Source organism: Armatimonadota bacterium (genome assembly GCA_022563855.1).
In the GTDB taxonomy this organism is placed as follows: Bacteria; Armatimonadota; Fimbriimonadia; order Fimbriimonadales; family Fimbriimonadaceae; genus JADFMN01.
Window position 1 is genome coordinate 287,531 of record JADFMN010000001.1, and the last position, 22,016, is coordinate 309,546.

The 22,016-nt window shown below is 59.1% G+C and carries 26 protein-coding genes; 5 read left to right on the forward strand and 21 right to left on the reverse strand.

All coding sequences use genetic code 11. The annotated features are described in order from the left end of the window. Positions 1–171 precede the first annotated feature (171 nt). Entirely contained in the window at positions 172–549 is a 378-nt protein-coding gene (locus tag IH944_01335; protein MCH7903191.1) for a hypothetical protein, read from the forward strand. Positions 550–554: 5 nt separating this feature from the next. Here the strand turns inward: IH944_01335 and IH944_01340 are convergent, their stop codons facing one another. The 8 genes from IH944_01340 to IH944_01375 all read right to left on the reverse strand — a co-directional run bounded on the left by IH944_01340 (position 555) and on the right by IH944_01375 (position 7,759). Further along, positions 555–1,190 (reverse strand): YceI family protein, encoded by a 636-nt coding sequence (locus tag IH944_01340; GenBank protein MCH7903192.1) that lies wholly within the window; start codon positions 1,188–1,190, stop codon positions 555–557. 177 nt (positions 1,191–1,367) lie between these two features. Continuing rightward, positions 1,368–2,483: a zinc-binding dehydrogenase gene (locus IH944_01345; GenBank protein ID MCH7903193.1), complete on the reverse strand. Its 1,116-nt coding sequence runs from the start codon at positions 2,481–2,483 to the stop codon at positions 1,368–1,370. A gap of 118 nt (positions 2,484–2,601) precedes the next feature. Further along, complete coding sequence (locus IH944_01350) at positions 2,602–3,225, reverse strand: redoxin domain-containing protein (protein MCH7903194.1); 624 nt, start codon at positions 3,223–3,225, stop codon at positions 2,602–2,604. After that, positions 3,222–4,019, reverse strand: coding sequence for a hypothetical protein (locus IH944_01355; GenBank protein ID MCH7903195.1), 798 nt, complete (start codon positions 4,017–4,019; stop codon positions 3,222–3,224). The genes IH944_01350 and IH944_01355 overlap by 4 nt, the downstream gene beginning before the upstream one ends. A 91-nt stretch (positions 4,020–4,110) precedes the next feature. Further along, positions 4,111–4,923: a hypothetical protein gene (locus tag IH944_01360; protein ID MCH7903196.1), complete on the reverse strand. Its 813-nt coding sequence runs from the start codon at positions 4,921–4,923 to the stop codon at positions 4,111–4,113. A gap of 135 nt (positions 4,924–5,058) precedes the next feature. Continuing rightward, positions 5,059–5,265, reverse strand: coding sequence for a hypothetical protein (locus IH944_01365; GenBank protein MCH7903197.1), 207 nt, complete (start codon positions 5,263–5,265; stop codon positions 5,059–5,061). 26 nt (positions 5,266–5,291) lie between these two features. Then, on the reverse strand, positions 5,292–6,779 hold the full coding sequence (locus tag IH944_01370) for a M61 family metallopeptidase (GenBank protein MCH7903198.1): 1,488 nt from the start codon (positions 6,777–6,779) through the stop codon (positions 5,292–5,294). Positions 6,780–7,111: 332 nt separating this feature from the next. Further along, positions 7,112–7,759, reverse strand: a complete 648-nt coding sequence (locus IH944_01375) for a hypothetical protein (protein MCH7903199.1) — start codon at positions 7,757–7,759, stop codon at positions 7,112–7,114. Positions 7,760–8,439: 680 nt separating this feature from the next. On the opposite strand from IH944_01375, the gene IH944_01380 reads away from it, so the two are divergent. After that, the gene (locus IH944_01380; GenBank protein MCH7903200.1) at positions 8,440–8,772 is read left to right on the forward strand and encodes a peptidoglycan-binding protein; all 333 of its coding nucleotides are present in this window, start codon (positions 8,440–8,442) and stop codon (positions 8,770–8,772) included. Between the two features lie 157 nt (positions 8,773–8,929). Here the strand turns inward: IH944_01380 and carA are convergent, their stop codons facing one another. Both carA and IH944_01390 read right to left on the reverse strand, forming a co-directional pair. Continuing rightward, positions 8,930–10,039: a glutamine-hydrolyzing carbamoyl-phosphate synthase small subunit gene (gene carA / locus IH944_01385; GenBank protein MCH7903201.1), complete on the reverse strand. Its 1,110-nt coding sequence runs from the start codon at positions 10,037–10,039 to the stop codon at positions 8,930–8,932. A gap of 70 nt (positions 10,040–10,109) precedes the next feature. After that, complete coding sequence (locus tag IH944_01390) at positions 10,110–10,439, reverse strand: hypothetical protein (GenBank protein ID MCH7903202.1); 330 nt, start codon at positions 10,437–10,439, stop codon at positions 10,110–10,112. Between the two features lie 198 nt (positions 10,440–10,637). Here IH944_01390 and IH944_01395 point away from each other — a divergent pair, with 198 nt between their 5' ends. Further along, positions 10,638–10,958 carry a hypothetical protein gene (locus IH944_01395; GenBank protein MCH7903203.1) on the forward strand — a complete coding sequence of 107 codons (321 nt, stop codon included), beginning with the start codon at positions 10,638–10,640 and terminating at the stop codon, positions 10,956–10,958. A 209-nt stretch (positions 10,959–11,167) separates the two neighbouring features. Here IH944_01395 and bamE (IH944_01400) read toward each other — a convergent pair whose 3' ends face one another. The 8 genes from bamE (IH944_01400) to IH944_01435 form a co-directional block, all read right to left on the reverse strand. Continuing rightward, a complete protein-coding gene (bamE, locus tag IH944_01400) occupies positions 11,168–11,437 on the reverse strand; it encodes an outer membrane protein assembly factor BamE (GenBank protein MCH7903204.1) in 270 nt (89 codons plus the stop codon). A 9-nt stretch (positions 11,438–11,446) separates the two neighbouring features. Continuing rightward, positions 11,447–11,731 carry a hypothetical protein gene (locus IH944_01405; GenBank protein ID MCH7903205.1) on the reverse strand — a complete coding sequence of 95 codons (285 nt, stop codon included), beginning with the start codon at positions 11,729–11,731 and terminating at the stop codon, positions 11,447–11,449. Between the two features lie 85 nt (positions 11,732–11,816). Beyond that, positions 11,817–12,161, reverse strand: coding sequence for an outer membrane protein assembly factor BamE (gene bamE, locus IH944_01410; protein MCH7903206.1), 345 nt, complete (start codon positions 12,159–12,161; stop codon positions 11,817–11,819). Positions 12,162–12,262: 101 nt separating this feature from the next. After that, positions 12,263–12,580 (reverse strand): outer membrane protein assembly factor BamE, encoded by a 318-nt coding sequence (bamE, locus tag IH944_01415; protein ID MCH7903207.1) that lies wholly within the window; start codon positions 12,578–12,580, stop codon positions 12,263–12,265. A 42-nt stretch (positions 12,581–12,622) separates the two neighbouring features. Then, complete coding sequence (locus tag IH944_01420; protein ID MCH7903208.1) at positions 12,623–12,952, reverse strand: hypothetical protein; 330 nt, start codon at positions 12,950–12,952, stop codon at positions 12,623–12,625. 85 nt (positions 12,953–13,037) lie between these two features. Next, positions 13,038–13,382: an outer membrane protein assembly factor BamE gene (bamE, locus tag IH944_01425; protein ID MCH7903209.1), complete on the reverse strand. Its 345-nt coding sequence runs from the start codon at positions 13,380–13,382 to the stop codon at positions 13,038–13,040. Positions 13,383–13,468: 86 nt separating this feature from the next. Further along, positions 13,469–13,819 (reverse strand): outer membrane protein assembly factor BamE, encoded by a 351-nt coding sequence (gene bamE, locus IH944_01430; protein MCH7903210.1) that lies wholly within the window; start codon positions 13,817–13,819, stop codon positions 13,469–13,471. Between the two features lie 42 nt (positions 13,820–13,861). Then, positions 13,862–14,191, reverse strand: coding sequence for a hypothetical protein (locus IH944_01435; GenBank protein MCH7903211.1), 330 nt, complete (start codon positions 14,189–14,191; stop codon positions 13,862–13,864). 519 nt (positions 14,192–14,710) lie between these two features. Between IH944_01435 and IH944_01440 the strand changes: the two genes are divergently transcribed. Further along, on the forward strand, positions 14,711–16,924 hold the full coding sequence (locus tag IH944_01440) for a hypothetical protein (GenBank protein ID MCH7903212.1): 2,214 nt from the start codon (positions 14,711–14,713) through the stop codon (positions 16,922–16,924). Further along, positions 16,925–17,377 carry a hypothetical protein gene (locus IH944_01445; GenBank protein MCH7903213.1) on the forward strand — a complete coding sequence of 151 codons (453 nt, stop codon included), beginning with the start codon at positions 16,925–16,927 and terminating at the stop codon, positions 17,375–17,377. It abuts the gene before it with no gap. 1 nt (position 17,378) lies between these two features. Here the strand turns inward: IH944_01445 and IH944_01450 are convergent, their stop codons facing one another. Genes IH944_01450 through IH944_01460 form a run of 3 tightly spaced genes read right to left on the reverse strand, consistent with a single transcriptional unit; the run spans position 17,379 to position 21,990 of the window. Continuing rightward, positions 17,379–20,078, reverse strand: coding sequence for a hypothetical protein (locus tag IH944_01450; protein MCH7903214.1), 2,700 nt, complete (start codon positions 20,076–20,078; stop codon positions 17,379–17,381). A gap of 3 nt (positions 20,079–20,081) precedes the next feature. Continuing rightward, positions 20,082–21,236 (reverse strand): hypothetical protein, encoded by a 1,155-nt coding sequence (locus IH944_01455; GenBank protein ID MCH7903215.1) that lies wholly within the window; start codon positions 21,234–21,236, stop codon positions 20,082–20,084. Between the two features lie 7 nt (positions 21,237–21,243). Next, positions 21,244–21,990, reverse strand: coding sequence for a VanZ family protein (locus IH944_01460; GenBank protein MCH7903216.1), 747 nt, complete (start codon positions 21,988–21,990; stop codon positions 21,244–21,246). Between the last annotated feature and the right edge of the window lie 26 nt (positions 21,991–22,016).

The window sequence follows — 22,016 nt, forward strand, 5'->3', positions numbered from 1 at the left end:
GCCCGCACGCCTGCCGCAACGCGGACAAACCCTTCGGAATTGTGGTGCGGGTCTCCAGACCTGCGCGCCTAGCGCGAGCGCCACTCTCCATCGAACACGGACAAACCATCCGGGCCTGACCGTGGCACACTTGTTTTGGTAGTTGCAAAAATCTGGCCTATCATATATTCAGTGGAAGAAGTCCAGCCTGATCCTATTGCGACGGTGCAAATCAAAGAGACGACGCCAAGTCGATCTAAGAGGCGTCTGTTCTATCTGTCCCCGCCAGTGGAGCAAAGACCAGCGTTCTGGCGACGGTTGGCTTACGAGATTCCGCTCGCCGGCTGGCTCGGATACCACCTCGTAGGATGGTCCATTAATGGCCAATATTGGAATCATTATCTTCCGCCATCGGCTAGCGACGTGCTGTATTGGACTGTGCTTCCTTCTCTGCCAGCCTGTTGGATATTCCTAGCGCTTAGCAGGGCGAATTGGTGGCACTACCTTGTGGCACCCATCTGGCTTTTGGGCGTTGCTATTCTCGACCCGCTCTTCTACATGTCCCACTGACCGATCTACTTCGTCGCGGCCCGGGCGAATGAGCCGATGGAGAACTCGATCTTGACGACATCGGAGACTATGTCGAGCGTCTGATTCCCAATTACGCCGAAGTCCGACCGCTTGATCTCGAACGCTGAGCGCAAGACGATCAGGTCGCCCGCCCTGCGGTTCCGCTTGCGCAGCTGGCCAGGAAGGTGGGTCAGGCGCACGGGGATCGTCATCGACTTCTTGACGCCGTGCAACATGAAGTCGCCGGTCACGCTCATGCTCCACGAGGCGTCGTCCATGTCGAGCTTCTTGACGTTCGTAATCTTCTTGATCTCAAATTCGATGGTCGGATATTTCTCGGTGTCGAGCCACATGGGACCGTGCATGTGCTCCGTCATGTTGGCGACGTTCGTCGCGAGGCTGGCCGCCTGCACGACGATCTTTCCGCGCGTAGCCGCAACGTCCTCCGGGTCGAAGGTGAAGTCCCCCGCGATCCCAGTGGCCACCCCCGAGAACTGCTCGATCCGCCCATCGAGGGTGAACCGCATCGAGTTGACGCTCTTCGGGTCTTTGAGCGTGAAGGACGTGGCCTTGCTGGCCACGAACGCTAGGGATAGGAGAGAGACGGTTACGGCGATGATGATCAACAGTTGTTTACGCATGGTCGGCTCCAGATATAACAATAGGATACGCGATTGTGGAGTGCCGTCGTTGGCCGGTCTGTCAAAGCAAACGAATTCTTGGACTAAGAGTTCACAAGCCTGGACGCGATCCTTCGACAAGCTCAGGACAGGCTGAGTTCAGGAGAGAGTCCTCGCTCCGATCGGCACGAAGTCATCTCAGAAAACGACAACTCCACGCACGCTCACGCCTTTGAGCATATCGTCGTACGCCTCATTGATCTGATCCAGGTCGTATCGGTGGCTGATGAGCCGGTCGATCGGCAGCTTCCCTTCCTTGTACAGCCTCGCGTAGAGGGGAAAGTCTGCGGCTGTGTTGGCTGTGCCGTAGTACGAGCCCATGACCGTCTTTTCCTGACGGACCAGCGTCGAGCCCGGGATGTTCGTCTCGCTTCCGACCGGCGAAAGGCCGCTGAACACGATAACCCCGCCGGGCCTGGCACAGTCGATAGCCACCTCTTGCAATCCGGTTGTGCCGGCCGCTTCGAACACGTAGTCTGCGCCGCGCCCCTCGGTCAGTTCTCTGATGGCCTCGGGCTCAGCCTTCGGAAGCACGTGCGTTGCGCCGAGCGCTAGGGCAGCCGACCGCCTGGACTCGAGAGGATCGACGGCTATGATGGACGAAGCGCCTGCCAGCACGGCACCCATCACGGTGCTCAAGCCAACCCCGCCAGCGCCGAGCACGACCACGCTGCTGCCGCTGCGCATTTGCGCTGTGTTGATGACGCTTCCGACGCCGGTGGTCACCGCGCACCCGATCACTGCGGCGATCTCGGGCTCCAGATCGGCGGGCATCTTGACGCAGCACGGCGCAGGAACGACGCACTGCTCGGCGAAGCAGGCCAGCGCGCTGTAGTGATAGATCGGCTCGCCCTTGCGGGAAAGACGGGTCGTCCCATCGAGCATAGTGCCAGCCCAGACCGCTTCAACGTACGTCTCACAAAGATTCGGCCTGTCGTGCGTGCAGTAAAAGCAAGAGCCGCAGTTCGGCGCCCAATTGAGCGCCACCAGATCCCCAACGCTTATGGGTTCCCGACTCGGGACTCGGGATTCACGACTCGGGACCACCTCTTCGACAACCCCCGCCCCTTCATGCCCAGGCACCAGCGGCATCGGGTGTCGGGTATCTCCCGTCACCAGGTGCCAGTCGGAGTGACAGACGCCGACCGCCAGCACGCGGACGCGTACTTCGCCTACTCGCGGCTCGGCCAGGTCCAGGTGCTGTACGTGAAACTGGCCGCCGACCGACTCGAGAACGGCTGCGCGAACCTTCATTGATCGTCAGAGTCTACCGATGGGCGCATCGTCTGATTGAGCCAATAGGGCTCGCGTCAAGCAAGAAAAAGAGGCCCCAGGCGATCTGCCCAGGGCCTCTGAACGGTCAATCAACGATCTATTTGTATTTGACCGAGCAACCGTATGGCCGCGTCTTTGCCTTCTTCACTTTCTCGCCGGCTAGCACCGAATCTAGAGCGATCGTGAAGAACTGGTCGGACTCCTTCTGCTTCGCAGCGCTCGCGCTGTACGATCCGTCGATCGCGCCGTCGTAGCGTAACACGCCCGCCTTGTCGATCACATACATTTGCGGCGTGGTCTTCGCATCATACTGATGTCCGACCTTGCCGGTGGGATCAAGCAGCACATAGCTCGGGGATGCCTTGCGGGATTTCGTGAGCCCGTTGGCGCGTTTGCCGTCCGCATAACCCTGCTTGCCTTCCGCGGAGGAGATGATGGTCAGCCACACGACACCCTCCTTCTTGTAGCTCTTCTGCATGGCCTGAATGCCGCCCTGGTAGTGGCCCACGACGAAGGGGCAGCCGTCGTTCGTCCACTCCAGCACGACGACCTTGCCCTTGAAGTCGCCCAGGTTTACAGCCTTGCCGTTCGAGTCAGTGAGCGAGAAGGTCGGTGCGGCCTTGCCGATCTCGGCTTCACCGCCTGTGGTCGGAGCGTTCCCCAACATCGCGATCGAGGCCGCCGCCACAGATGCTATTACAATTGCTTTCGTGTATTTCATTTTTGGCTATCCTGCTGTTTCTTAAACTCTATTGCTACTGTTCTGTCTTTCAACTGTACGACCAAAACGCCCTCGGGCTTTTTGATTCTACCGTTTGCGTACTTCGAAATCCTCGCCGTTACCGTGATTACCTTGCCGTGAATGCGCCATTTCTGCTCTGCCGCGTGGTCGATCACGTCTTCTCCGACAGCGAAGAAGTACGCCTTCTTCACGTCGGCCAGCAACACGCTTCCTAACTCAATTCCTAGTTCGACGGTTCCCTCTTGCTGGCTGAAATCTAGGCGATCCAGAGAAGTGATAATCGGATAGTCCCTCAGGGGTGCAAGCGGCGGTCCCTTTGGGAAAGAATCGATGTCGAAAGTTGCTGATACGGATTCAGACGCCGTCAGACACAACTCCTCGCAGATCAAGTAGTTGATTTGGGCGCTGATCGGTATGGCAGCGCCCGGCTCAAAACCCTTCGGCAACCTGATATCGACTAGAAGCGTGGGTGTGCCCTCGTGCGCATAACTGACGATCCCTCCAACCGAGACGCGATGAGGGATCGGCCAAGACGTGCCGGCAATTTTGAATCCCGCTGGCAAAGTCCAATCGACTACCGGCGGCATGCCAGCATCGCCTGGATTCTTCCAATAGATGTGCCACCCAGGGTCCAATCTGAACCGAAGTCCGACCGTCATAAGGTCGTTCGACTTTAACCGAAACGAGATCGGCACGAGATCGACTGTTGAATGCGGGCTGGTGTCCTCTTGGGCGGATACGACTGCTGGCGCCAGCCATGCCGAGACAGCCACGGCGGCACAAAACAACCTCAGAACTACGCGGGAGCCCAGCATCTGCTACTAGTACCTACGCATGAACCCTGCCCAAGTTCAGCCTGATTCGTCAAAAACCCATGTCGTCTTTGAACGGGTTCAGGTACTCGGCCCAGAAGAAGCTCTGCTGCGGCGGGACGTCCTTGGAGATCGCGTCGTTCACGTCGAGCATCCCGATGATGAGCGGAAACTTCCCTTCTGGCGCACCGCTGGTGTTGCGGTGGTCGCCCCACGCCTCGGCCTCCGCCCACGCCCGGAACTTCGTACATTTCATGGTTTTCAGATCGACAGTGAACGCCGCGTCGAAAGTGCCGACCATGCCGCGCGTGCCGTTCTTACCGTTCGCCGACTCGCAGTCGAAGTCGCCATGGATCGTGTAAGTGTCCTCGGCGATCCGCGTGACTTTGAAGTCCATCTTCTTGATCTCGTCGAGGAACCAGCGGTCCGGCTCGCCCCTCACGAAGTCGAGCATGTGGAAGCGCACGATCTTCAGCGCGGTCGCTTGCGGAAGATCGAACACGCGGCCGCTCTTTTCAACTATCTGCCTGATTTCATCTGCGAACAGCCACATGTAATCGCGCCCGATCTGCAGATTCTTCTGCGGTGCGCCCTCCGGCAGCGGGCGTATGCGCGAAAACACGCGTAGAACGGTTGTGTCATCGGCCAGTTGCTTCGTCCAGCTGGCCTCTTGCTGCGCCTCCGTAACTTTCACGCGAGCTGGCGGGTCAGCCCAATACTCGACGAGCCCGTGGTTGAGAAAATTGTGCAGCCGTGACTCTCCTCGAAAGTTGCCAGCGTTGTACCGCTTTCCGTCCGGCCCGAGGATGTAGAACCCCTGCGTCGTGCCGCCGCCGATCTGCCCCGGCCTTCCGATGGCGGCCATGAACCACTCTTGCGTTTCGGAAGGCGTGACCTGCAGCTCGTGCGTGTTGCCCGCGAACGGGATAAAGTCCGCGCTCAGTCGCTCGACGACCGAATCGTGATTGAAGGTGACCGCCCGGTCAGCCTGACCGTTGCCTCAAGTGCAGCCGAACGGATGGCCGTTCATGATCCACAGGAACATCGGCTTGCCGCTTTGTTGCGACTCGACCCGCGCCTTCATCAGGTTGGTGCGCCACGGGATTTCCATCCAACGCTCCTCGTGCGGCTGCGGCTGGATCGACGCGACCTTCGCATCGAGATCGGCGAACTGGCCGTGGGCTAAGGCGATCGCTAGCGCGAGCATAGCTATATTGTACGGCAACTAGATGGCTAGCGGTTGCCTGGGGGCGTCTTTGGAACCGCAAACGGCCACACCTCACCGATCGACCTCGCCGCGTCGGATGCAATGTCGTTGATCTTGAATCCGCCGACCGTCATCTTCAATGCGGTGAGCAGCATCGGCTGAGTAATGGGCACGGGGCCGGGGCGCATCACCGCTGCATCGTACACTTCTCCCAACTGTTCGCCGCCGTACTGGATGCACAGTTGCCGAATCCGATCCTCTGCAAAACCAGGGCCGTTCACGGTCTCTTTGTACAGGTCGTGCATCACGTTGTCGAGGCTGTACTTGCCGTTTGAAAAACCTCGGATAGCGAGGTCGAGCACTATGCCGACGTTCTGACCCTTCGCGTAGTAGCTGATTCCGTACCCTCGGCTTCCCCTTGCTTCCCAAACGCGGCGGCTCGACTCGTATGCTGAGACTTCAAGAAACTGTCTGTTCCGTACGAGACTGGTCAGGCCCCGTCCCATACTGTTCATGAACTCCTGCTGCGAGATCAGTCCTGCACGGCAGGCGAACACCGCGGCGTAGTAGCTGGTGACTCCCTCAAACCACCAGAGCGCGCCGGTCACCGCCGGCTTCGTGTAGTCGAACGGCTTGAGCGCCTTGTCGCGGATGCGCTTGACGTTGAACGTGTGAAAGTACTCGTGGAACATGATGCTACGGGCTTGCCTGGCACTCGCGCGTCGCGAAATCCCGATGCGAGTGCTGTCGAGGTGCTCGAGCCCGCCGCCCGGACCGCCGAAGTCGAACATGAAGTAGTACCGGTCGTAAGGCAGTTCGCCAAACAGCTTGAACGCCTCCTCAACGACCTTTCTCGCGTTGTCCTCGAACTTCTTAAGGTCGACGCCTCCGCTCTTGTTGTAGCCTACGATTGCGTGCGACTTTCCATGGACCTCGAACTCATGGATCCGCACGTTGTCGCCAACCACGATCGGCGAGTCGATCAGCTCGTCGTAGTTGACGGCGCTATATGAAGCTGCCCCCTGCATCGGATCGATCGGATCGAGCGAACAGGCAACCTTTGCGCTCTCGGTGTTCAACATCACGTGTAGGGTCTGCTTCTCGTCGGCGTGGCCGGCGAACCAGCCGAACACGCCCGGTCCGCTGACGAACATCTCGTCTTGCGTCACGCGCAGATTTGGGCTGAAGGTGCCTCGGCTCTCGTTGACGATGTACTCGACCACGTTTGCTCCGCCTTCTATGGTCCAAAGATTAACGTCGCTGCCCTTCTTCGCCGTGACCTGTTCCCCGTTCAACGAGAACTTCACCTGCTCGATCTTCTTGCCGTAGTTGAACATTTCGTAGTCGCCCGGCGCCCATCCGGGCATACGAAACTCGGTCGCAGTGTCACCATCTTCCAATACCACCACGACCCGCGCCTGCTTGGTGTCGGGCATCGCTGCGATGAAATACCACGCCGGACGACACACCGCCGCGAGCATCACAACGGCGAAGAAGACCAAGAGCCTTTTCATGGGATGAATCATAGCAGAGACGTGCGTGGCGGGTTCGGGGTTTCGGTCGCTGGGAGGGCGAGCGTCCTCGCGAGCCGGGCTCTAGATCAGCGTCCTGAGAAAATGCGCAAAGACACGGACAAACCCTTCGGGACAGACCGTGGCACCCTAGACGAGGTTCGGGAGTTCGGAAATTCGGTGGTTCGTCCCGAATCCCTCGCCAGGCCTGCTGGCTAGCGATTGCCTGAGGCTTCTACGACCGGGGAAGGTCAGGTGGGGGCCGATCCTGAAGTGAGAGTCCAAAAGCCGGGTGCGATCCTTCGATCCTTCGACAAGCTCAGGACAGGCTGAGCTCAGAAGAGAGCCTGCGCTGCATTGGAGGGCAGCGCACGTCTTCCCTGTTTCAATTTTATGGAGGACCTAATGTCCGTCAACGTCGACGAGTAGGACACGATCACGCCCCTGGCGGTGTCGAACGTCGTCTTGACGGTAATAGGCCAACCTTCTCCGTCCTCTACCGGAAATTCACCCTTCAATCTTAACGTCGCGAGCGTCCCGGTCGGTCCTCCCAGGCTCACGAACTTTCCTTCAAGTTCGATAGTTATTTCAACAACGGGGATCACGCACTTGACCTTGAACGAGCCACCGACTTCGACAGGCTCTTCCGGCAGAGCAAGAAAAGCGAGGAAGGCCCGGGTGTTCGTGGTACCGGCTACGAGCTTGCCATACTTCGTCATCGTTACATCTCCAGCCCTAAGATCACCGCTAGCGGCTCTGCCTTCGTTCCGGAATACGACTTGGGACATAGAGACGATGTAGGTTTTCTCGCCCGCCTTCTTCACAGTCATGACCAGCTCCCCGGTCGAGTCCAAGAGGATCGGCGACATCTTCTGGTCAACCGTATACGTCAGTTCGTCGCCAACCTTCCAGCGAAGTTGAAAGTCGACCTTGTCCGGAACAGAGGAACCGAGAATGGCGGCACAGGCAACGGCGGTCAGCATTTCGTAGTTCCTTCTCTAAAGAGTTTATCACGTTGAGCACAGATGAAACGCCCTTGACGACGGACACATGTAACGACGGCATCCTTGCTGTCGAGGCCAGCGGAGGTCGATGAGCGCTTTTCAACGCGCATGTGAAATACGCAAGCCCGTTCACGGACAAACCCTTCGGGCCTGACCGTGGCACACCGGATGAGGTTCGGTATGGGAGTGCGCGGGCCACCCTCCTGGAGATGTCCAGGCGAACTCTGTAGCGTGAGCGAGGAGAGTTGACTTATTGCAAGGCGGACACCTGTTGTCAGTGAAAACGAGCACATAACACAATGGCAACAGGACAGGAACTACTCGCCATCGCCAAGAAGCACATAGGGGAGAGATACATCTTCGGCGCGCGCGCACCGGTGGACAATCCTTATTGGAAGGGGCCGTGGGACTGCGCGGAGTTCACGACTTGGGTCGTGTACCAGGCGACGAAGAAACTGTACGGCACAACGAACAACGCGAAGCCGTCGGTAGCCGACGCCTACACCGGCGCGTGGTGGCGCGACTCGAAGAAGTTGGGCAAGCGTGTGACGGTCGCTGAGGCCGCGGCCACGCCCGGCGCTTGCCTGCTGAGACAACCGCTGAGCAACCGGGTCGGGCACATAGCTTTTTCGGACGGCTGCGGCAAGACGGTCGAGGCGATGGGCACAGCGTTCGGCGTTCGAGCGGGCAGCGTGTCTGGCCGGGTGTGGGACTGCGGAGTCCTGGTGCCGTGGATCAAATACAAGGCTGGGGACGCACCGGTCATAGATCCCCCGTCGTCGCCTGTGTACCGGCTGAAGAGGCCGTTGATGCGCGGTCCGCAGGTGATGGCCATCCAACGAGCGTTGAAGCGGCTCGGTTTCGATCCGGGGCCGATCGACGGTTTTTACGGCCAGTTGACGGCGTCTGCGGTCGCGGTGTTCCAAGCCGTCTCCGGTGTCGTCACAGACGGCCAAGCTGGGCCGATCACGATGGCGCTGCTGGGCGTTTGACGTCGCCCGTTTTGCGTCCCCTGGTCTTCGACTGGTTTGGCCCGTGGAATACCCCCTCCCTAACCTTGGCGCGGGCGCAGCCTCCACAGGAGGCTGCGCGCGGCCAATCCCAAGGGGGAGGGAACGAACCTCGCACCTTGCACCTCGTACCCCGCACCTAGACCCTAGATCCCACGATCCGATCCACAAATTGCACGAAGTACTTCCGCGAGTCCCAGGGGCCGGGGGCGGCTTCGGGGTGGTACTGGATGCTCGACGCGTCGGCCGAAGCGATCTGAATCCCCTCGACCGTTCCGTCGTTCACATTCAGCTGCGTCACCTCGGCGCCGGTGCCCTCGAGTGAGTCGGGGTGGACCGCGTAGCCGTGGTTCTGCGAGGTGATCGTCACCGTTCCGTCGAGCAGGTCCTTGACCGGGTGGTTCGACCCTCGGTGGCCGAACTTCAGCTTGTAAGTCGAGCCCCCGACCGCGCGGCACAGCATCTGGTTGCCGAGGCAGATGCCGAACATCGGCCGCTGTCCCAAAAGCGACTTCACGGTCTCGACGACTTCATCGAGCTGCACGGGGTCCCCGGGACCCGGTGAGAGCAGAATGCCGTCCGGCTTGTAAGACATCACTTCGTCTGCGGACGTACTCGCCGGTACGACGATCGATCTCACGTGCAGATTGGCAAGACGGCGGAGAATGTTAAACTTCAATCCGCAATCGAGCACGACGACCCGAGCCTTGTACCCCTCGTCGGACGCGCCGATCTCCTCCCTGAACGACTTGCCCCAGGCGTACGGCTTCTCGGTCGTCACTTTGGCGACGAAGTTCTGTTCATCGTAGCTCTCGACTGTCTTCAGATGGGCGATGGCCTCGTCAGGATCGCCTGTCGTGATGCAGCCCATCGTGACGCCCGCGCTGCGGATTCGCTTCGTCAGCATCCGGGTGTCGATGCCTTGGATGCCGACCATTCCCCTCTCCTTCAGCAGCGCGTTGATCGTTTTCTTGCTGCGCCAGTTGCTCGGTTTCTCGCACGCCTCGCGCACGATGATCCCGGCGGGCTGCAGGCGGTCCGACTCGAAATCGTCGTCGTTGATCCCGTAGTTCCCGATCATCGGGTAGGTGAACAGGACGATCTGTCCGGCGTAGGAGGGGTCGCTGAGGATCTCCTGATAGCCGGTCATGCCCGTGTTGAAAACGACTTCGCCGGTGGTCTGGCCTTCCGCTCCGAGCGGCCTGCCTTCGATCACCGTTCCGTCTGCGAGTACGAGGTGTGCGGGCACTGAGGTCGGCGCTGTTATACCTGGGTTGGCGCTTCGCTGACACGTGCCAGCGCTGTCGCTCGGAATCTCGCTACTTATAGGAATCCGGCACTTCGACGTCCGTTTCGACCTCTACCCTTGTCACTTTGCCGTCCATCATCCAGATTATCAACATCGGAGCATCTTCGACGTTGAAGTAGACGAGTCGGTCTTGCGAAGCGCTGTACGGATCGAGCATCGTATCCCCCGATATCGGACCGACCCTCCACCTCGGCTCACCAAGCACGTCGATTACCTCTTGTTCTGTCATTCCAATCGTAACGTCATCGGCGGACTTTGCGTCGCTTGCCGACGAGCTACAACCGACCGCGATCATCAAGAAAACACCAAGCACGGCGAGTCTTGCTCCGGGTTTTTTCATCGGGCTCTACTATACAGGATTGCCTTACATGGAGTTCTGTGAACTGCGCACACCGTTCTGGCTCAAATCGACACTCTACACGTCGTGCCCTGGTACGATCAAGCCAAAGGAATCGTGATACAGCGCAGTTTACTCTTCGCCCTCTTCGTTGGAGCATTGCTTCTGCCATGTTCTTGCAGCAAGACCGGAGGGTCCAAGTTGGCCAAGGAGGTCCTTGCCGTGCCCATACTCATAGAAAACGGGTTCGAATGGACCAACGCAGGAGAAAGGGACTCGACGGGTCGAATCTGGCATACCGCCGGCGGATCCTGTACAATACCGTTACCGAGGCTGAAAGCGGTGGAGGCGGTTCAACGGACGCTTTCGCCTGAAAATGGCTGGACCCGGGACGACGAAGACGGTATTTTCATCTCGCTTCTAAAGATAGTCGAACACGACGAGGAAGTCCTAGTCTTCTTCCGACTTAGTCCGCTCGATAAGTCGACCATCGTGACCGTGATGAAGACCAACAGGTATTAGTCGCATCCACGCAATGTATCAACACACCTTGGCGCGCTTCCAGCACTGCTCTCTACATCTCAACCGATAATCCCGTCCAATTCTTGAACAGGTTGCCGACTTCCTTCGAAGACGTACTAGCCGACATGAGGTGTTGGACGCGAACTAAAAAGAACGCCGACGACGGCGAGTCTTGCTCCGAGTCCTCTCGTAGGAGCAAATTATGACCGCTAGTCGGACAACACTGTCTCTCTCGAGTCAACCTTCGTCACTTTGCCGTCCTTGAACCAGACCATTATGTCTTCGCCCTCAACGTCCATGTATAAAAGTCGGTTTTGTCCAGAGCTGTCCGTGTTGACCGTCCCCATAGGCTCGCCGAGCACGTCGATGACCTGGTTTTCCGTCATGCCGACCTTGACCTTGTCCGCAGGCGAGCCGCAACCGACTGCGATCATCAAGAGAACGCCGAGTACCGCGAGTCCTGCTCCGAGTTTTTTCATACGACCATATTATTCCGGAGGGCCGAAACCCTCGGGTGCCGATGGGAAGATCAGTACGCTCGTCACTGTGCCGTACCTGAACAAGATATTTATGTTCTCGCCGTCAACGTCATAGTAGAGAAAGCGGATTTCATCGGTCATGTAGGTGGGCCTCCTATATCTAGGCTCGCCGAGCACGGCGATGACCTCCTGTTCCGTCATGCCGACCTCAATTTTTTCGGCCGGCGAGCCGCAACCAACCGCAATCATCAAGAGAACGGCGAGTGCCGCAAGTCTCGCTCCTAGCTTTTTCATGGGGCTCCATTGTACACGGTCGCCGCGTGAGTGGCACAACCGTGCGCGCTCACCCCGGTCTTCCTTTCCGCAAGGCGGCAGACCGTCACTGGGCTTTCCCGTCAATCCACGGAAGATAAATCACTTTGCCGTCCAGAAAATTGACTCCCGTTTGTATGCCTGCGTCGGTGTCGTATACCCAAGTCGCCTCCCTGGGGTCCGACATTGGCAACAACAGCTTAGGCTCGCCGAGCAAGTCTCGAACCTGCTGTTCTGTCATACCAATCCGTACCTGTCTTACCAAGTCGTTCGATACCGGTCCGCTGGAATCTACGCCGCCCGTGGAATATCCGCTGTCAGAGGACGAGCTGTCATTGGCGGACGAGTTGCAACCGACAGCCATTATTAAGAAAACGCCAAGTGCGGCGAGTCCTGCTGCTAGTTTTTTCATGGAACTTTATTGTACACGGTCGCCGTACGAGTTTCAACCGACCGGGCTTATCAAGAGCGCGCCTAGCGCCACGAGTCTTGCTCCATGTTTCTTCATCTGCATCACTTGCTCGATGAGGCAACGTCAATCACTCGGCCGTTGTCAAACGACACGATGGTCTTCTTGCCGTCTGCCTGCACATAAGACCATGCGTCCATTTCGTCCCATGATGAAGGCATTGTTCTACTAGGCTCACCTAGGATGTCGCGCACCTCTTGTTCTGACATGCCTAGTTGTACCCCCGACTCGCCGCCGTCCGAAAGCTGAGCGTTGGAACCGGCGCCAGAGCCAGACGAGCCACCGTCATCGGACGAGTTGCAACCGACTGCGATCATTAAGAAAACACCGAGTACGGCGAGTCCTGCTCCGAGTTTTTTCATAGGACTGTATTGTACACCACCGTTCCTTGGCCACTGGTTGAACTACCGTTTCCTAGAAGTCATCCGCGAGGCTGTCACTTTGCCATCCACGAGCGTGACCGATATGTCTGCCACATAGATGTTCGCGTATTCAAATCGAATAGTTCCTTCACCCATGTTCATCCTGTCAGTCGGCTCGCCGAGCAAGTCGATGACCTCCTGTTCTGTCATGCCAAGCTTAAACTGCCTTGCGTAATCATCTAGATTCTGTGCCGTGCCGACCAATCTATCGTCGGCAGGAGAACTGTCATTGGCGGACGAGCTGTCGTTGCAACCGACTGCGATCATTAAGAAAACGCCAAGTACCGCGAATCCTGCTCCGAGTTTTTTCATGGGGCTTTATTGTACACGGTCGCCGCGTGAGTGGAATAAGCGCGCGCGCTCACCCCAGCCCTCCCGTTCGCAAGACGGCAGACTGTCATTGGGGCTTGCCGTCAATCGACGGAAGATAAGGCACTTTGCCGTCCACGAACCCGACTATCGTTTGTATGCCTCCGTCGGTGTCGTATACCCAAGCCGCCGCATTGGGGTCCCCCGTTGGCAACAACAGCTTAGGCTCGCCGAGCAAGTCTCGAACCTGCTGTTCTGTCATACCGATCTGCACCTGTCTTACCAGGGCGTTCGATACCGGTACGCTGGAATTTGCGCCGCCGGTGGAAATTGCGCTTCCGGAGGACGAGCTGTCATTGGCGGACGAGTTGCAACCGACTGCGATCATCAAGAAAACACCAAGCACGGCGAAGATTGCTCCTAGCTTTTTCATGGGGCTTCATTGTACACGCTCGCCGCGTGAGTGGCATAACCGTGCGCGCTCACCCCGGTTCTTCCTGTCCGCAGGACAGCAGATGCTTATCGGGGGTTGTTTCCAATCTGAGGAAGCTCACCCACTTTGCCGTCCAGGAAGGAAACCACCGATCCGTCATTCGCGCCAGAGCCCCACGTGTACATCCAGCCCGCATGCCTCGGATCCTTCATTGGCAACTTTCTATCAGGTTCACCGAGCAACTCGCGGACCTCCTGTTCCGTCATACCGACCTGCACCTGTAACACCAAGGCCTCCGTTGCCTGAATGTTGGACGTCGAGCCGCCCGTGGAATTTCCGCCGTCGGAGGACGAGCTGTCATTACCGGACGAGTTGCAACCGACTGCGATCATTAAGAAAACGCCAAGCGCGGCGAGTCCTGCTCCGAGTTTTTTCATAGGACTGTATTGTACACCACCGTTCCTTGGCCACTGGTTGAACTACCGTTTCCTAGAAGTCATCTCCGAGGCTGTCATTTTGCCGTCCACGAACGTGACCGATATGTCTGCTTTATAAATGTTCGTGTATTCAAATCGCTCCCTTCCGTCACCCATGTTCATCCTGTCAGTCGGCTCGCCGAGCAAGGCGATGATCTCCTGTTCTGTCATGCCAAACGCAAGCCCTTTTGCGTAATCATTTAAATTCTGTGCAGTGCCGACCAATCTATCGTCGGCAGGCGAACTGTCATTGGCGGACGAGCTGTCGTTGCAACCGACAGCCATTATTAAGACAATGCCAAGCGCGGCGAGTCCTGCTCCTAGTTTTTTCATGGGACTTTATTGTACACGGTCGCCGTGTGAGTGCCAGCACTGTACATGCCTCAGGACGGGCAAGCGGGAGGCGATCGTACGGCACATATCACGTCCGGAGGCTTCGAGCTTTCGACCTCGGGCATAGCAGTCGGATGGCACCGCTTAAGCCTCAGGACGTGGCAGGAGTCACGCAGTAACTTGCGCCTAGCCCGTCCTGATGCATGCAAAACCAAAGTCTGCGACTGGCACGAACCCCCAATCGCGCTCCTTTCCTTCGATCCGCTCAGGACAGGCTCGCTCAGGATGACGATTGGGGGTTCTGACCATCGGCGCCGCTGTTTTCCGGCGTTCGGACGGAACCTCCATCCCCCAACCCCTCCTTTCCTTCGTCAAGCTCAGGACAGGCTCGCTCAGGACGGGCTTTCCTCCTCCCGTCCGCTTCGCTGCCTGCAAGAGGAAGGGGGCTCCGCACTCACTCCTATCCTACGCCGGGTGAAACGAGTGGTTGATACCGCTCGAACCGGCCCATAATGGTGTATGCGTCGTTGGTGTACGGCTCTGCTCCTGGTCTTGCTGTCGGCGGTCGCTATCGGCCAGTTGCCGACGGCCCCGAACGACCACACCAAGGATTACGAGAAGCTGATCGGCGACGCGAAGGCGATCCCGCGGCTTGGCACTGGCAGCAACGTGATCATCGCCGGGCCGGACGCGTTCGCGCTGGTCACGGCCAACTCGGTCGGCAATACGGCGGCCATCGTGGGCGCAAGCCGATACGGTCTTGGGCTGGCGGTCGTCTTCGGAAACACTCCCTACTTGGGCCGCCAGGGCCTCAACGACAAGACCATCGCCGGCTTGATAGATCGGATTATCAGGTTCGGCCTCAAGCAGCAGCGCGAACCGCGAATCGCGGTCTACAACTCTCCCGGCCTGCTCGCGTCGCTCACGGACGCCGGTTACTTGGCGAAAGAGTTCAAGGGAGTCGACTGGACGAAAGACTTAAAGTTCTATGACGCCGTACTGACCTCAAACATCGTGGTCGGTAACGGACGGGACATCAATGCGCTACGCGAGTACATACGGACCGGAGGAACTTTCCTCGCGGCGGGAAACGGGTGGCAGTGGCAGCGCCAGAATCCGACGCGGCTCCTGTGGGCCAACAACCATATCAACGCCGTGCTGAATCAGGCGGGGCTCGTGCTTGGCCAAAAACCAGTCTACGCAATCCGAAACATCGTGCCTGCCGACGTCGCGAACACGCACAGCCAGATGGCGCTCAAGCGGCTCGTCGAGCACCGCGACCGGAAAGTCAAGCTCAACGATCAGCAGTTGAGACAGTACTCCGGGATTCTGATGGATGCGCTCAAAGACGTCAGCCCGTACGACGTTTTTGTGCGTCGGCAGCTTGAGAACGTCCTCGAGTACGTCAACACGCGCATCGTGCCGACGGAAGCCAAGCCGCTGCTGGTCTCCAAACCGCTCGAACGACTTTCGCTGTATCAGAACTTCTTGAACGACAGCAGCCTGTCCGCTGCGGAGGTCACTTCCCACGCGGCCGCGCGCGAGTTTCCCGGCACCGTGCCCCGCCGGGCTCCGCGGGTGAACCGCGCCGTTTTGATGGACTCCGGGATCCCAGGGTGGTCGAGCACGGGGCTGTACGCCAACGCCGGAGACCGCATCACCATCACGCTCGCAGCCAGCCTTGTCAAGAAGGGAATCAAACTGAGAATCGGGGCTCACACGGATCAGCTTTGGCTTTTGAACAGTTGGAAGCGGCACCCGGTCGTCAGTCGCGAATACGCCCTCGACAAAACGGACGTCGAAGTCCGAAGCGCGTTCGGCGGGCTGATCTACGTCGTCGTTCCGGGCGCGAGGGGGCTTCCGGCGTTCTCCGTCGAGATCGACGGCGCCGTCCCTGCTCCGTTCTTCAAAATCGGCACGACCTCTAAAGAAGAGTGGATCACGACGATTCGCGATCTCCCTGCGCCGTGGGCGGAGCTGGAGGCGAACAACATTGTGCTTACCGTGCCGAGCGAAGTCGTTCGAGAGCTGGACGACCCGCAGGACCTGCTCAACTTCTGGGATAGCGTGATGGCGAAGTACGCCGAGCTTTCGACCCGGCCGTTGCCCACAAGGAAGCAACGCATGGTCTGCGACGTGCAGATTTCTGCTGGTTATATGCACTCCGGGTATCCGATCATGATGTGGATGGATCAGCCGGAAAACCTTGTCAGTATTCATCTTTCCGACAAAGGTCCGCGCGATAACTGGGGGTTCTGGCACGAGCTTGGCCACAACTTCCAGCATCCGGATTGGACGTTTGTCGGCACGACGGAGGTGACGTGCAACCTTTACAGCATGTACGTCTTGGACACCGTTTTTGGAACCGACCCGATGACCGCCGCTCAGTACGACGTTGCGAAACTGCGCGAGTTCTTGGACGCCGGAGCGAGCTTCAATCAGTGGAAGCGCGAGCCGTTCCTCGCGCTGATGTTATACGCGCAGCTTCAGTCCGAGTTTGGGTGGGATGCGTTCAAGAAGGTGTTCGAAGTGTATCGGCGGCTGCCTAATACCGAGCGTCCGAAGAACGACGCGCAGAAGCGTGACCAGTGGATGGTGCGGTTCTCCAGGGCGGTCGGTCGAAACCTCGGGCCGTTCTTCATGGCGTGGGGCATTCCCGTGACCGATTCTGCGCGGCGCTCGATCTCCGGACTGCCGATCTGGATGCCCGAAGACCTGGGGTCAATGAACTAGATGAGTGATAGAACGGATGATCTTCTCGAAAGAGAGTTGGGCAAACTCGGTGCTATTGGTGGCATAGCCGGCGGCGCCGTTGGATCCCTAGCAGGAGCGGCAGGCGCAAGAATCGCTGCAAGATTTCTCCCGACGGAGCAGTACGAACAAGAGCTGCATTTGCAGAGACCGGCGGATGCTGTTCTTAGGCAAGCATTCACACTTCTGTCTAGCCAAGGACAGATCATAGACGAAGACGAGAGCGATCGATCTGAGCAACCAAAAATATCCGCTGTTGTCGGGTCTGGAGCCTTGAACATGAATCCAACGATACTGAGCATTGCGGTCGTTGATTGGAACACAGAATCCTGCACAATTTTGGTTTTCGCCGCTGCAAAAGAAGGACTGATCAAGCAGAAGACAGCAGAGAAAGCAGTGCACCGCTTCGTCAACCTTCTTAGACCAGGTAGCTGACTTAACCGCCAGGCTCGTACCAATTTGCGACCGCTCGAACCGTTGCGACCGGATCGCTCTTCAAGCTCAGGAAGTCAGCTCTGTAGGCGTCTGGGCAGCGTCCCTCCAGACGAATGAGGCATTCAATCCTCACGCCCGGTCGCGGGTCGATCAACATCCCACCGATCTTCGCAAGGTCTTCGTCAGCGCCTAGCGCGGCCAGAAGCTCAAGGCCGATCCTCACGCGGAACTCGTCCGTGCGCGCAGCGAAAGTGTTCCCTATCGATCGCGCGTCGTCTGGGAACAAGGCCAACAGACCGAGCGCGGACTTGCGCACCAGCAAATCCGAATGCGTCAGAAGCGCCTGAGCCGTTCCGAGAGATTGCTTGTCGCCGATTTGCCGCAAAGACACGATTGCGGAGCGAACGAGCAGAGCTTCTCCCGACCTGCAGAGCGCCATCAACGCTGGCACTGCGGCCGTTGCCTTCAGCACTCCTGCCGCTGCGACCGCTGCACGGCGCAAAGTCGGTTTCTTGAACAGCGACGGCAAGACCGATCCGAAGTCCGTCACGCGCGCGTCTGACGCGATTCTGATCAAGGGGAGCATCTCCTGATCCGTGGCGTTGAACGCCTTCACGCCGACCAGCCGAACTCCTTCTTCTCCAAGAGCTTTGACGACGTGGACGAACGCGCGGATGTGCAGTCGATTTGCCGTAGCAAGGCGATTGTCGAGCATCCAAGCAAGCGCTGGCGATCCTATCGCTACAAGCGCGTCCAGGCTCTCGGCCACCTCGTCTTGCGCGGTACCGACGCCCCACTGAGTCGCCTTGTCGTAAATCGTCGCGATCTCCTGCTCGGAGGGCATTTGCCGGGAGCCGGGCACGATCACGCTGGCCTCAGTATCGATCACGACTTCGATCTCGTCGGGAATGATCAGCGCGCGATCAAGCGCAACGCCCCAACTCGCCGTCGCGTATGCCGTCCCATCCTCAAGGCCGAACTTGTAAATGTCCGTACCGTTGAGATCGACGAACACGCCGAGCGAGCCTGAGCCCCGCGCAGGGTTTCCTTTGCCGGGTGGGCCGTGATACCTGTCGATTCCGTCCGCGTCCACGAAAATCCCGAGTCCGTTCGCGTTGCCAAGCCCCGGCGTGCTGTCGCGGCTGGCGAAGATATCGTCGCCGGCGCGGTCGAGCAGGAACGCAACCCCGTAGTCGTGCCCGATCGCGTGCGCCGCTCCGACTTTCACGACGTACGCGTCGTGCCCGCTGAGGTCGAAAAGGTACGCCGCGCACATGTGCATCGCGCTCGACTGGCAGTAGTGGTGGCCGGTGTACGTGTCGTTTCCGCTCGCGTCGTAGAGCGAGCCGAGCGAGAACCAGTAGGATGCGGCCTGCTGGTACGTCTCGCCGAGGTAGAAGTCGTCACCGGCGAAATCCGTGAGCAGCCCGACGCCTCCGCTGATGCCGCCCGTGTCCTCGCGGTACCCCATCGCAAAACCTTGGGCGAACGAGTAGTGCGCGGTCGCGAAGAGCGGCGAGTTGAGGATCAGGCCTCCTGCGCGGTACTCGTCTGTGCCGCCGCGGTCGACAATCCATCCGAGGCCAGCGGTTCTTGCTGCGCCCTGGCCGTACAGCGCGACGTGGTACTTGTCCGCGCCGTCGGTATCGACCAGCAGTCCGATGCCGAACAGCCCGAACCCCTGCGACAGCGTGTGCGAGCGGTAGACGTCGTTGCCGCCCTTCTTCTGCAACGCTCCCACGCCTGCCAGACCGGCTCCAAACGTGAGCGATCCGCCAGTGAAGGTGTCGTCGCCGCCCTCATCGTACGCGAGCCCAACGCCGAGGATAGCAGCGCCGATGCTCAGATCGCCGACGTCGTATCTGTCGTTGCCCGCGAGGTCGATTAGCACGGACGCGTACCCTGCGCCTGCGCCGTGCCGGCCGACGTACGTGTCGTTGCCGCCCAGGTCGATGGTCAGCACGGCGTCGGTCGCTGTGTGCACATCGTCGCCTCTACCAGCCAGTACGACCGCCATACCGCCCAGCTTGAAACGGACGATGCCCTCAACGTCGGAAGATGCAGCGTGCAGCCGAGGGATCTCCCGTTCCACTGCCTCGCTCAGACGGGCAGCCGCTGATCGGATCGCCACCAGATCGACTTTGTCGAGCAGCGCCAGAATCTCGTCTTGCTTTGCGGTCGCAGACTGAACGAAGCTAAAGCTGACCGTCGGCTCTTCGACAGCCCACACCGGCAGCGACTCGATCAGCAAGCGTCGCTCAACCTCGGTCAACCCTCGCATCGCACGCTTGATCTCCATGTTCGCAGAGTTGATCCAGTTTGCCAGCGTGAGTATCGGACCTCGCAGATCTTCCGGCAGGTCCGGCAGACCGGCTATCGGCGGATCGTGCTGAATCGACCCGATCGGCTCCTCGAAAACACGCCCCATGGCGACCGCAAGCAGATCTGAAACCGTCCCTCCAGCGCCGCTGTGCAGACCCATCAGTTCGTCTGCAAACGCTAACGGCGAGTCGATGGCGCGGTCGATGATCGCCATCCGGTAACGGTCTGTGAACGGCTTGCGCTCAAAGTTGAGATCGCTCAGACGCATGTTCCCAACGAAAAGGGCCTCCTCGATCCCCGCCTTTTCAACGTCTGTAAGCTGTCCAAGCGCAGAGCAGGCCAGAGCCAGAGTCAGGATCAAGCAGCGAAACCGATGCATGCCCTAGTCTATCCCGGAGAACCCCGGCTCGATGAACTGCCACGGGTCGATCAGGGGCAACCGTGCGTCATCGATCACCCGCTCGTCGAACGGAAACCTGTTGTCAGCCGGTCGCTCACTGTCGAAAAACAGCCCCAGGCCGATGGTCGAGGCACGCTCTGGCGGCTCGGAACCATCGAACGAACACCGTCCTCCCGGCGCCAAGATGCGTAGCTGGAATGGGGAGGAATCGCTCTTTGACATCAGAGGCTCTAAGACGGACTCCGCCAACTGCTCAACGACCCACATGACGTCGTCTACGCGCCCGTGCCGCTGCATCTCCTCGACCGTGTGGATCAGGGCGACCGACAGGCGAGACTCCATGAGCCGTGCGCCCAACTTTGGAAAGTCGATGCGGAGCCCCGTTGCGAACGTCGCGCGGTCCGCATGGGTGTAGCCGACAAGTTTGCACAGGCCGTGCAGTTGCAGCGACGCGCTGTGCACTGTGGCGATGTCGCCTCGACTCAGCGGCAGGAGCGGAAGATTCGGCCGGAACCCTTGCCCCCACGGCCACAGCGCGTTCAGAGGTTGCAGTCCCTCGTCCAGGCGTCGTCTGTTCACTGGATTGCCGGAGAGCAAATTGATCGAATCGTCGATGAACCGCCTCAACTCACGGTCGTGATCTCCGTCCGGCAGGCAGTTCTTCAACGCCGAACCGTACGCCTCTGTCATTGGAGTCGTCATCATTTCGAGCGAACCGTTCTCCATGACCAGGGCGTGTTCGACTCCCTCTCCGACAAGGAGCGTAAGCGACCTGGTTGCCAGGCGATCGGCTTCTTCCATCAACTTTCGCACGTCTTCAAAGTTTTGGCGAGCGTCCGGTTTGCTGAGCAGACCTGCGCCGTCGACGGAGCAAAGCGTTAGCCGAAAGTGGACGGAATCTGCCGGCGGGTGATGACCAAGCGCCGCGATCAGAAGCGGGCCTGGAGCGACCGCTGTTTCGAGCGGGTTCATTCCGAGCCATGCCGCTTCGGGCGTTGCACAGGCGGGGATCGGATTCAAGCGAACGATCTGCGCCCGGTCGACGATTTCCCCCAGCGCGACCGGCGGATCGCGCAGAGCCGAGTCGTCAATCGGCTTGCTCACCAGATAGGGGATGACGATCGACACGCGCCGCATGGCGCTATTATGCTTTCCGCTGGCGCCTTCTCCAGTGCAACCAGACGATCAGCAGCGCTGCGCCCGCTCCGCTCATGTCGATCAGGACGTCCCAAACACTGCCGGTCCGAGAGTCGAACGACATCTGCGTGGCTTCGTCGAAGACGGAGTGGCTGAACGCCCAGATAACGGCGAGTCGCGCGGCGATGTTGAAATCCAGTTTCGCGGCCAGCGCCGCGCGCGCAAGCGAGTACGAGAGCGCACAGTAGAAGACCACGTGAGTGGACTTGCGAAAGACAAAGGTTCCGACCTCGGCGCGCTCTAGCGACCATCCGGCCACCGACTGCAACCACGCGATCATCGGATCAGCGTCGCCAACTGCGCCCGAGAACACTGCTACAAGCAGCCCCATTCCCATCGCGAGCGTCAGCCAGCGCACCGACTTGCCTCGGGCTGAGAGCTGGTATCCAAGCAGAATCGGCAGAGTGCAAATCGCGAGCCAACTGATTTTTGCGACTGGGCCTGGGATATGCATGAGGTTCTCCAGGCGATCGGACATCAGGCCTAAACCGACCGCCAAAGAGAACGCGACGACATACCTCAGCACCCATCGCAAGGCGTCGGCAGCCGCATGCAGCGACCGCACAATCGGCCAGCAGCCTGCAACTACGAGTACGATCAAGACGGCGCGAAAACCTACCGTTCCGACGGAGATTGCAGCGCCCAGCAAAAGCAGCACATCCGCCATCGCTACTTTCCAGCTACTTGCCGCCACGACGGCATTTTATCACTTCGAACCAA

What these genes read in the sequence shown, in the direction of transcription:
- IH944_01345 (MCH7903193.1), bottom strand. Translation starts at nt 2,483, where the DNA reads ATGAAGGTTCGCGCAGCCGTTCTCGAGTCGGTCGGCGGCCAGTTTCAC.
- IH944_01445 (MCH7903213.1), top strand. Translation starts at nt 16,925, where the DNA reads ATGAGTGATAGAACGGATGATCTTCTCGAAAGAGAGTTGGGCAAACTC.
- bamE (MCH7903206.1), bottom strand. Translation starts at nt 12,161, where the DNA reads ATGAAAAAACTAGCAGCAGGACTCGCCGCACTTGGCGTTTTCTTAATA.
- IH944_01350 (MCH7903194.1), bottom strand. Translation starts at nt 3,225, where the DNA reads ATGAAATACACGAAAGCAATTGTAATAGCATCTGTGGCGGCGGCCTCG.
- IH944_01370 (MCH7903198.1), bottom strand. Translation starts at nt 6,779, where the DNA reads ATGAAAAGGCTCTTGGTCTTCTTCGCCGTTGTGATGCTCGCGGCGGTG.
- bamE (MCH7903204.1), bottom strand. Translation starts at nt 11,437, where the DNA reads ATGAAAAAACTCGGAGCAGGACTCGCGGTACTCGGCGTTCTCTTGATG.
- IH944_01340 (MCH7903192.1), bottom strand. Translation starts at nt 1,190, where the DNA reads ATGCGTAAACAACTGTTGATCATCATCGCCGTAACCGTCTCTCTCCTA.
- bamE (MCH7903209.1), bottom strand. Translation starts at nt 13,382, where the DNA reads ATGAAAAAGCTAGGAGCAATCTTCGCCGTGCTTGGTGTTTTCTTGATG.
- IH944_01405 (MCH7903205.1), bottom strand. Translation starts at nt 11,731, where the DNA reads ATGAAAAAGCTAGGAGCGAGACTTGCGGCACTCGCCGTTCTCTTGATG.
- IH944_01360 (MCH7903196.1), bottom strand. Translation starts at nt 4,923, where the DNA reads ATGGCCGCCATCGGAAGGCCGGGGCAGATCGGCGGCGGCACGACGCAG.
- IH944_01365 (MCH7903197.1), bottom strand. Translation starts at nt 5,265, where the DNA reads ATGCTCGCGCTAGCGATCGCCTTAGCCCACGGCCAGTTCGCCGATCTC.
- bamE (MCH7903207.1), bottom strand. Translation starts at nt 12,580, where the DNA reads ATGAAAAAACTCGGAGCAGGACTCGCCGTACTCGGTGTTTTCTTAATG.
- IH944_01440 (MCH7903212.1), top strand. Translation starts at nt 14,711, where the DNA reads ATGCGTCGTTGGTGTACGGCTCTGCTCCTGGTCTTGCTGTCGGCGGTC.
- bamE (MCH7903210.1), bottom strand. Translation starts at nt 13,819, where the DNA reads ATGAAAAAACTCGGAGCAGGACTCGCCGCGCTTGGCGTTTTCTTAATG.
- IH944_01380 (MCH7903200.1), top strand. Translation starts at nt 8,440, where the DNA reads ATGGGCACAGCGTTCGGCGTTCGAGCGGGCAGCGTGTCTGGCCGGGTG.
- IH944_01455 (MCH7903215.1), bottom strand. Translation starts at nt 21,236, where the DNA reads ATGCGGCGCGTGTCGATCGTCATCCCCTATCTGGTGAGCAAGCCGATT.
- IH944_01435 (MCH7903211.1), bottom strand. Translation starts at nt 14,191, where the DNA reads ATGAAAAAACTAGGAGCAGGACTCGCCGCGCTTGGCATTGTCTTAATA.
- IH944_01390 (MCH7903202.1), bottom strand. Translation starts at nt 10,439, where the DNA reads ATGAAAAAACCCGGAGCAAGACTCGCCGTGCTTGGTGTTTTCTTGATG.
- IH944_01375 (MCH7903199.1), bottom strand. Translation starts at nt 7,759, where the DNA reads ATGCTGACCGCCGTTGCCTGTGCCGCCATTCTCGGTTCCTCTGTTCCG.
- IH944_01420 (MCH7903208.1), bottom strand. Translation starts at nt 12,952, where the DNA reads ATGAAAAAACTCGGAGCAGGATTCGCGGTACTTGGCGTTTTCTTAATG.
- IH944_01450 (MCH7903214.1), bottom strand. Translation starts at nt 20,078, where the DNA reads ATGCATCGGTTTCGCTGCTTGATCCTGACTCTGGCTCTGGCCTGCTCT.